6 protein-coding genes and 1 pseudogene are annotated in these 6859 nt (G+C 70.8%); 2 read left to right on the top strand and 5 right to left on the bottom strand.

The annotated features are described in order from the left end of the window. Positions 1–110, top strand: a pseudogene (locus tag AOK11_RS45085) (antibiotic biosynthesis monooxygenase); the annotation flags it as partial. Positions 111–320: 210 nt separating this feature from the next. Here the strand turns inward: AOK11_RS45085 and AOK11_RS18615 are convergent. From AOK11_RS18615 to AOK11_RS18605, 3 genes are all read right to left on the bottom strand, one after another. Next, the gene (locus AOK11_RS18615; protein ID WP_004985680.1) at positions 321–524 is read right to left on the bottom strand and encodes a cold-shock protein; all 204 of its coding nucleotides are present in this window, start codon (positions 522–524) and stop codon (positions 321–323) included. Positions 525–765: 241 nt separating this feature from the next. Next, positions 766–1146 carry a MerR family transcriptional regulator gene (locus AOK11_RS18610; RefSeq protein ID WP_055594849.1) on the bottom strand — a complete coding sequence of 127 codons (381 nt, stop codon included), beginning with the start codon at positions 1144–1146 and terminating at the stop codon, positions 766–768. 440 nt (positions 1147–1586) lie between these two features. Beyond that, positions 1587–3659: a TerD family protein gene (locus tag AOK11_RS18605; RefSeq protein ID WP_055594848.1), complete on the bottom strand. Its 2073-nt coding sequence runs from the start codon at positions 3657–3659 to the stop codon at positions 1587–1589. Positions 3660–4096: 437 nt separating this feature from the next. Here AOK11_RS18605 and AOK11_RS18600 point away from each other — a divergent pair, with 437 nt between their 5' ends. Then, positions 4097–4468, top strand: coding sequence for a DUF6479 family protein (locus AOK11_RS18600; RefSeq protein WP_055594847.1), 372 nt, complete (start codon positions 4097–4099; stop codon positions 4466–4468). A gap of 46 nt (positions 4469–4514) precedes the next feature. On the opposite strand, the gene AOK11_RS18595 is transcribed toward AOK11_RS18600, so the two are convergent. Further along, the gene (locus AOK11_RS18595; protein ID WP_079034938.1) at positions 4515–6245 is read right to left on the bottom strand and encodes a glycoside hydrolase family 13 protein; all 1731 of its coding nucleotides are present in this window, start codon (positions 6243–6245) and stop codon (positions 4515–4517) included. A 107-nt stretch (positions 6246–6352) separates the two neighbouring features. Next, positions 6353–6859: nucleoside hydrolase (locus AOK11_RS18590; protein ID WP_206188879.1), on the bottom strand; the 507-nt coding region annotated here is incomplete at its 5' end.

Genomic DNA, 6859 nt, shown 5'->3' with positions numbered 1-6859 from the left:
AGCGTCGCGTCCGTGGCGGCGCGCAGGGCGACCGACCGAAGCCCGCCGCCACGGACGCGACGCTGTGGTCGTTCGAGGTGGTCCAGCAGACCGGCCCGAAGCAGGCCTGAACCGTCCACCGGCGCCGCTGAAGCACGCGCCACGAAAGGGCCGGGGCGTCCGCGCTCCGGCCCTTCCCCTCAGGACGAGTACCGGGAAACCCGGGCCGCGTTCAGGAACCCTGAACGCGTAGGGGGTCCGGCCCCCGGACAACACGGAGCAGGGCCCCGCACCGAAGTGCGGGGCCCTGCTGCAATCCCTGCGTACTGGCGTACTACGGGTCAGGCGGGAACGATGTTCTCGGCCTGCGGGCCCTTCTGGCCCTGCGTGACGTCGAAGGTCACCTTCTGGCCTTCCTGGAGCTCACGGAAGCCCGAGGTGGCGATGTTCGAGTAGTGGGCGAAGACGTCGGCGCCGCCGCCGTCCTGCTCGATGAAGCCGAAGCCCTTTTCCGAGTTGAACCACTTCACGGTACCGGTGGCCATATCAAATCTCCTGAGACAGTGCCGGGAAATCGCACTTTACGAATTCCCTCATCGTCGCGATGATCACCTGCCCGGAGAACCGGTAGCAAACTGGCAACCACAACTGCAACTGACGTCAGCGTAGCACGAACCATATCCACGGCAAGCGAGGAAAATCACCAAGGAAAGGCATGGTCAACGCGTTTGAAGAAATAGATTTCTGCGACGGGCGCTAAATTTCTGTTCTGGCGGGGATAGATTTTCACTGACGCTGATGCGCGGCGCTCCCGCCCTGCCGGCGCAGCTCCTCGTAGTCACGCTCGACCTGCTCCAGCCGCTCCTCCAGGCCGACGATCCGGCACGCGGCGTCGGCCGGGGTCCCCTGGTCGACGAGTTCGCGCACCCGTGCGGCGAGCTTCAGCTGATGGCGCGAGTAGCGACGGTGGCCGCCGTCCGAGCGCGTCGGGGTGATCAGCCCCGTCCCGTCCAGGGCGCGAAGGAAGGCGGGTGCCACTCCGACCAGTTCGGCGGCCCTGCCCATGGTGTAGGCCGGGAAGTGGTTGTCGTCGAGCCGGTCTGCGACGGGGGGCCGGCCACCGTCCGGCTGCCGGGCGCCGGCATTCGGCTGGCTCTCCGAGGGCATGCGCGCCTTCCTGCGGACCGCCGGGACACGGACCGCTCCGGGGACGGGTTCCCCACACAGGAACTCTAACCGCCTTGAAGGAAAAGCTGTTGCGGCGCACACAGATGTCTGCCCTTGTTCACGGTGCCCGCAGTCGGCGCTCCTCCGTCCGGGCATCGGAGCCGCCCTTCGTTCCCTCTCGGACCCGTGACCGGTGCGGACCCATCTCCCGGAGTACGTCACCGAGCTCGGCGCCCCGCCGGCCCGCGCGGAGGCCACGATCGCCCTTCGCCTCCTCCTGGACCGCTGCCCCTCCCCCGCCTTCGCGACCGGACCCGACGGACCTCACCCGGCGGACGAGCACCCTGCTGCGCGGCCTGAAGGAACTGCCTCTGCGCCTGGGCCGACCGGGAGGCCGGGGCAGCACGGGGCTACCGCCCTGACCGCCCCGGCAGCACCGCTCACGCGGGCTTCGGCTCGGCCTTCCGGGACGTCGGCCGCTCGAGGTGGACCACCACGGTGGAATAGAACCGGTGGACGGCGTCGTCCACGCTGCGGATGAACCCGGACTCGGCGTTGCCGCGCGTGCTGCCCATGCCCTTGAAGAGGGTCAGCCGGAAACCGGTGATCTGTGCACCGTTCTTCGGCAGCAGGTCCCCCGGCTCGGGGCGGAGTCGTTCCAGAGTGCCCCTCGGCCCGCCCGCCCCGGTATCGACCAGCGTCTCGACGTGCAGGTCGGCCGGGGCCTCGCCCAACCACTTGACGAGCCGCTTCACCCGGGCCAGGGGGTAGCCCTGATCGGGTGCCGGGATCTCGATGGACGTGCGCAGCCTGCCGGTCCGCAGGTCGGCGCTGATCGCGAGGACACCCGGCGTGTCCTCGATCCGCACCTCGGCCTGCAACCGTCCTTCCAGGCACAACTGGTCGGCCATCAGTGCCCGGCGCTCCCCGGGGTCGGCTCCCCGCTTGACCCGGCGTACGGGAAGCGCCTTCTGGCCGATCTCGCCGCCCAGCCCCAGACAGACCTGGCGGATCAGCCGTTCCCAGCTCTCGACGACTTCAAGGGCACGGGAGTCACCCTGGCAGAGGGTCTCGTCGTCGATGCCCCGGCGCACGGGGACCCACGCGGCGCCCATGTTCTGAAAGCCGTGGCAACCGGAGTTCTCGTGCTGGATGTAGTGCAGCAGCTCATGGAGCAGCCAGGCGTGCGCGCCGTTTCCGACACCTTCGTGCCGGATGAGCATCTGCGCCTGGTGCGCCACCTCCGCCCAGGACAGGTGCCACAGGGCCACCTTGTGCTTGCGCCTGCCGTCGACCTTGACGTCGACCAGCGGGCTTCCTTCCAGCGCGACGTCGTTGGACAGCGTGATCACGGCCTCGTAGCCACGCCGAGCCGCTATGTCCATGTAGGCCTGCACCTGATCGGCCTTGAGGGCGTTGCCGTTGGTCTTGGTCTCGACGAGCGCCGTCCAGAGCTTTCCGGCCCGTTCGACCCGGATCACACCGTCGGGACGCCGTGGGGAGTCGCCGTGCGGCAACGTGACTTCCGTATAGGTCTCCATACGGCCCGCGGGGGCGCCGAATCCGGCCGTCAGCCGGCGACCGAACTCCGGCACCTGCGCCATCACCGACAACAGCACGGAGGTGGCACGCATCTCGCGGTCACGGTCGCTCTTGAGCATCGAAAGGGGAAAGAGCCTCGCCTGGTTCCACGCATCGTTCTCGGCGAGGGACTTCTGCTCCGCCCTGGGCAGCGTGACCTTCTTCTTGGCGGTGCGGGGCCGCGCCGGCTTCCCGCTCCGCCCTGCGCCCTCTTGAGACTGCCGCGGTGCGGGGATCGCCGTCGGAGGGGCTTGCGGCTCCTGCCCGCCGGGAACGGCCGGTGACGTGGTGTCGGATTCTTCCGCGACCGTCGTCCCGTCCGCTGCCGTCGACTCGTGCGGGGCTCCCACCCCGTCGGCTTCCGCCGCTGCTCCGGCTTCCGCCGTGTCATCGTCGATGTCGACCCCGAAGTCGGCCGCCAGCCCGGCGAGGCCGGTGTCGTACCCCTGTCCGACGGCCCGGAACTTCCACTCGCCCGAGCGCCGGTACAGCTCACCGAAGATGAAGGCGCTCACCGATCCGGTGTCCTCGATCGGGAACCGGAGCAGGCTGTCGCCCGAACCGTCGGCCAGTGTGACCTGCAAGCCGTCCAGTTCATCGAAGCGCATGCCCTCGTACCGACTCGCGGCGACGACGATCCGCTCGACATCGTCCGGGACCGCTGTCAGATCGAAGACGATCCGGTCCTCGCTGCCTTCTCCGGCCGGCTTCTTGCCGAGGAGTTCCACGCTGCCGTCGACGGCCACCGGATTGTTGTAGAAGTAGAAGTCGGCGTCGCTGCGCACCTTGCCGTGCGGGCCCAGCAGCAGGACGGACACGTCCGCGTCGCCCTCGCCGGTCTGGCTGACCCACCCCAGACTCGCGATCACCGAATCCACGTGGTCGCTCAGGGTGGCCAGCCCGACGTTGGCCCCCTTGGTCATTTCGTGCATGAATCCCCCCAAAAAACCACGGCGAGCCGGAGAGACCTCTCCTCGGCAGCCCGCCGCGCACCGTGCGCGCCAGAGCGCGCATTCAACGCAGTCGAAACTCTAGTACGCGAAACGCGTAGTCAGCACTGTTCCGGCGGAAACGGGATGATCACGGGGGATCAATGGCGATCGCGGGTGATCGTGGGTGATCACGGGTGGTCCCGTACTACGCGCACGCCGAAGGCCCGGGGCAGAGGTGGCCCGATCGCCGCCTTCGCGACGGACGGGAAGGCCGGGGTGGGCCCCGAGCTGCACACGTGGGGACGCGACGGCCCGTCCCAGCCTTCCCTCCGGCCGCAATCTGCCATGGCGCGGGGAGGAGCGCCCGTCGGGACGACCGAACGAGAGGTCAGGACATTCCGGGCGCTTTATCTTATTTCCTCGTCCATACTCAGAACATGAGTACGGCAACGTATGAACTACTGGCCGCAGGTCAGAACGTCCTGCACCTGGGCGCGGCCTTCATCGGCGGGCTCGTCGTGGCCGGCGCGCTGATCTGGGCTGTACGCGTCGGCATGAAGGTCATGGACCAGGAGGAACTCCGTCCACGCCCCGAGGAGCAGCCGAGACTTCCGGAGACCGGCGCGGTCCACGAGATGCGGGAGATGCGGGAGCCGGACGAGATGCCGACGGCACCGAGGGACGGCGAACGCCTCATGCCCTACCAGCTCCACCACGCCTCCACCAAAACAGGGAAGGACCAGCAGCGGAAGCGCTGGCTGCCCGGGTCGAGCGGCGCCTTCGGCAGTGGGGGCCCGGGACACGTGTGACCGGTGGAGCCGGAACCGGTCCGGAGACGGACCGGCTCCGGGCTCGTCAGGGGCTCAGCCAGGCCGTCGTGTCCGGGGCCAGGCGGCCGTCCGTCAGGGGTGCGCTGGTCAGCAGAACCTCGCCGGGGGGCAGGGGGACCGAGGCGGTCGACAGATTGGCCACGCAGCGCCAACCGTCGTGGCGGTCGAACCGCAGCACCCCGGCGGGAGCATCCTGCCAGGTCAGCGTCTCGCCCTCCTGGAGTTTGCGGCGCAGGCGCAGGGCCGTGCGGTAGAACTCCAGGGTCGAGCCCGGCACGCCCTCGCGTGCCTCGACCCCGTCCTGCGCCTCGACGGCATACGCGGCGAAGCCGGGCGGCTGCGGCAGCCAGGCACCGCCCGCGCCGAAGCCGTACGACGGTCCGGTCGTCGTCCACGGCAGGGGCACCCGGCAGCCGTCGCGGCCCTTGCGGACATGGCCGGTCTGCTCCCAGACCGGGTCCTGGAGGACCTCCGTGGGCAGGTCGGCGACCTCGGGCAGGCCGAGTTCCTCGCCCTGGTACAGGTAGGCCGAGCCGGGCAGGGCCAGCATCAGCAGGGTCGCCGCGCGGGCCCGGCGCAGCCCGGCGGCGGTGTCGACGGCCGGGGCGCGGCCGCCGGACAGCAGCCAGGCGTCGGTGTCGGTGTCCGGTGGGAGCATCAGGCGCGAGGCGTGGCGTACGACGTCGTGGTTGGAGAGCACCCAGGTCGCCGAGGCGCCGGCCGCGCGGGCCGTCTCCAGCGAGCCCGCGATGACCTCGCGGAGCGCCCCGGCGTCCCAGGGGGCCTGTAGGTACTCGAAGTTGAAGGCCTGGTCCAGTTCGCCCGGGCGGGCGTACAGGGCGCGCCGGGTGCCGGGCACCCAGGCCTCGGCGACGGCCGTGCGGGGCGGGGAGTAGGCGTCGAAGATCTTCCGCCAGTCCCGGTAGATCTCGTGCACCTCGTCGCGGTCGAAGAACGGATGGGTGCCGGGCGCGAACTCGGCCAGGGCGGCCTCGCCGCTCCGTCCCGGGGTGCCGAGGTCGCGCAGCGGCTCGCTCAGGTCCTTGGCGAGGGCGTGCGCGACATCGATGCGGAAGCCGTCCACCCCCCGGTCGGACCAGAACCGCAGGGTGGTGCGGAAGTCGTCTCGGACCTCCTGGTTCGTCCAGTTCAGGTCGGGCTGTTCGGTGGCGAAGAGGTGCAGGTACCACTGCCCGTCGGGCACCCGCTTCCAGGCGCTGCCGCCGAAGACGGACTGCCAGTCGGTGGGCGGGTGCTTGCCCCGCGGACCGCGGCCCTCGCGGAAGACGTAGCGGTCGCGGGCCGCGGAGCCGGGGCCGGCCCGCAGCGCCTCCTGGAACCAGACGTGCCGGTGGGAGGTGTGGTTGGGGACGATGTCGACGATGACCTTCAGCCCGAGGCGGTGGGCCTCGGCGACCAGCGCGCCGAAGTCGTCGAGGGTGCCGAGGCGCGGGTCCACGTCCCGCGGATCGGCGACGTCGTAGCCGCCGTCGGCGAGCTCGGAGGGGTAGAAGGGGCTCAGCCAGAGGGCGTCCACGCCCAGGGCGGCGAGGTGGGCGAGGCGCTGGGTGAGGCCGCGCAGATCCCCGAGCCCGTCCCCGTCGGCGTCCGCGAAGCTGCGCGGGTAGACCTGGTAGACGACGGCCTGCCGCCACCAGTCGGGGTTCCGCGGGGAGAGGTCGGGCGGGGCGTCGGGCCCGGCGTCGGGTGTGGGGGTGGTCGGCCGGATGGCGGGATTGCTGGTGCGGTCGGTCACGCGGTCTCCTGCGGTGTCCGGTGCCTGCGGATGACAGCGTGAATCTGTCCAAAACGCCGCAGAAGTAGGCGGAGCGGTGTGGCCGACCCGTTCCCGGTGGCGGCGCTTCAGCGGGTTCCGCCCGCCTCCACGGTCTCCAGGTAGAGCTTCACGTAGCGCGGGACGTCCACCTCCAGCCCCACGTCCACCATGGCCTGCTCGCTTGTGCCCGCGTGGAGTTCGGACTCGCCGATGCGGGAGCGGCGGTCGACGACGGTCTGGCCACGGGTCGGGCCGGGGGCCAGGGAGACCTCCACGGGGAGCCGGTGGGTGGTCAGGCCCTCCGGGTCGACGACCGCGCACAGCGCGCCCGCGTCGCCGAGTCCGCCCGCCGCCTCGTCGGGGCCGTCGACGGTGGCGTGGACGGCGGTGCCGCCGGTGCCCCCGGCGGTGGTGCCCGGGGCCGCGGGGCGGTGGGCGAGCAGGTCACCGGCCAGTCGGGCGCCCGGTTCGGTGCTCGCGCGCAGCCTTCGCACCTCGGCCGCCGGGACGACGACCCGGTTGAACACGTCCAGGCCGTACATCGTGATCGGCACCCCGGCGGTGAGCAGGATCGCGGCGGCCTCCGGGTCGTG

Origin of the sequence: Streptomyces hirsutus (assembly GCF_001418415.1) — a bacterium.
Taxonomy (GTDB): domain Bacteria; phylum Actinomycetota; class Actinomycetes; order Streptomycetales; family Streptomycetaceae; genus Streptomyces; species Streptomyces hirsutus.
This window is presented reverse-complemented; position numbering and strand designations above follow the sequence as displayed.

Bases quoted from the DNA above. Each gene is read 5' to 3' on its own strand.
- AOK11_RS18605 (WP_055594848.1), bottom strand. From the start codon at position 3,659: ATGCACGAAATGACCAAGGGGGCCAACGTCGGGCTGGCCACCCTGAGC.
- AOK11_RS18600 (WP_055594847.1), top strand. From the start codon at position 4,097: ATGAGTACGGCAACGTATGAACTACTGGCCGCAGGTCAGAACGTCCTG.
- AOK11_RS18615 (WP_004985680.1), bottom strand. From the start codon at position 524: ATGGCCACCGGTACCGTGAAGTGGTTCAACTCGGAAAAGGGCTTCGGC.
- AOK11_RS18610 (WP_055594849.1), bottom strand. From the start codon at position 1,146: ATGCCCTCGGAGAGCCAGCCGAATGCCGGCGCCCGGCAGCCGGACGGT.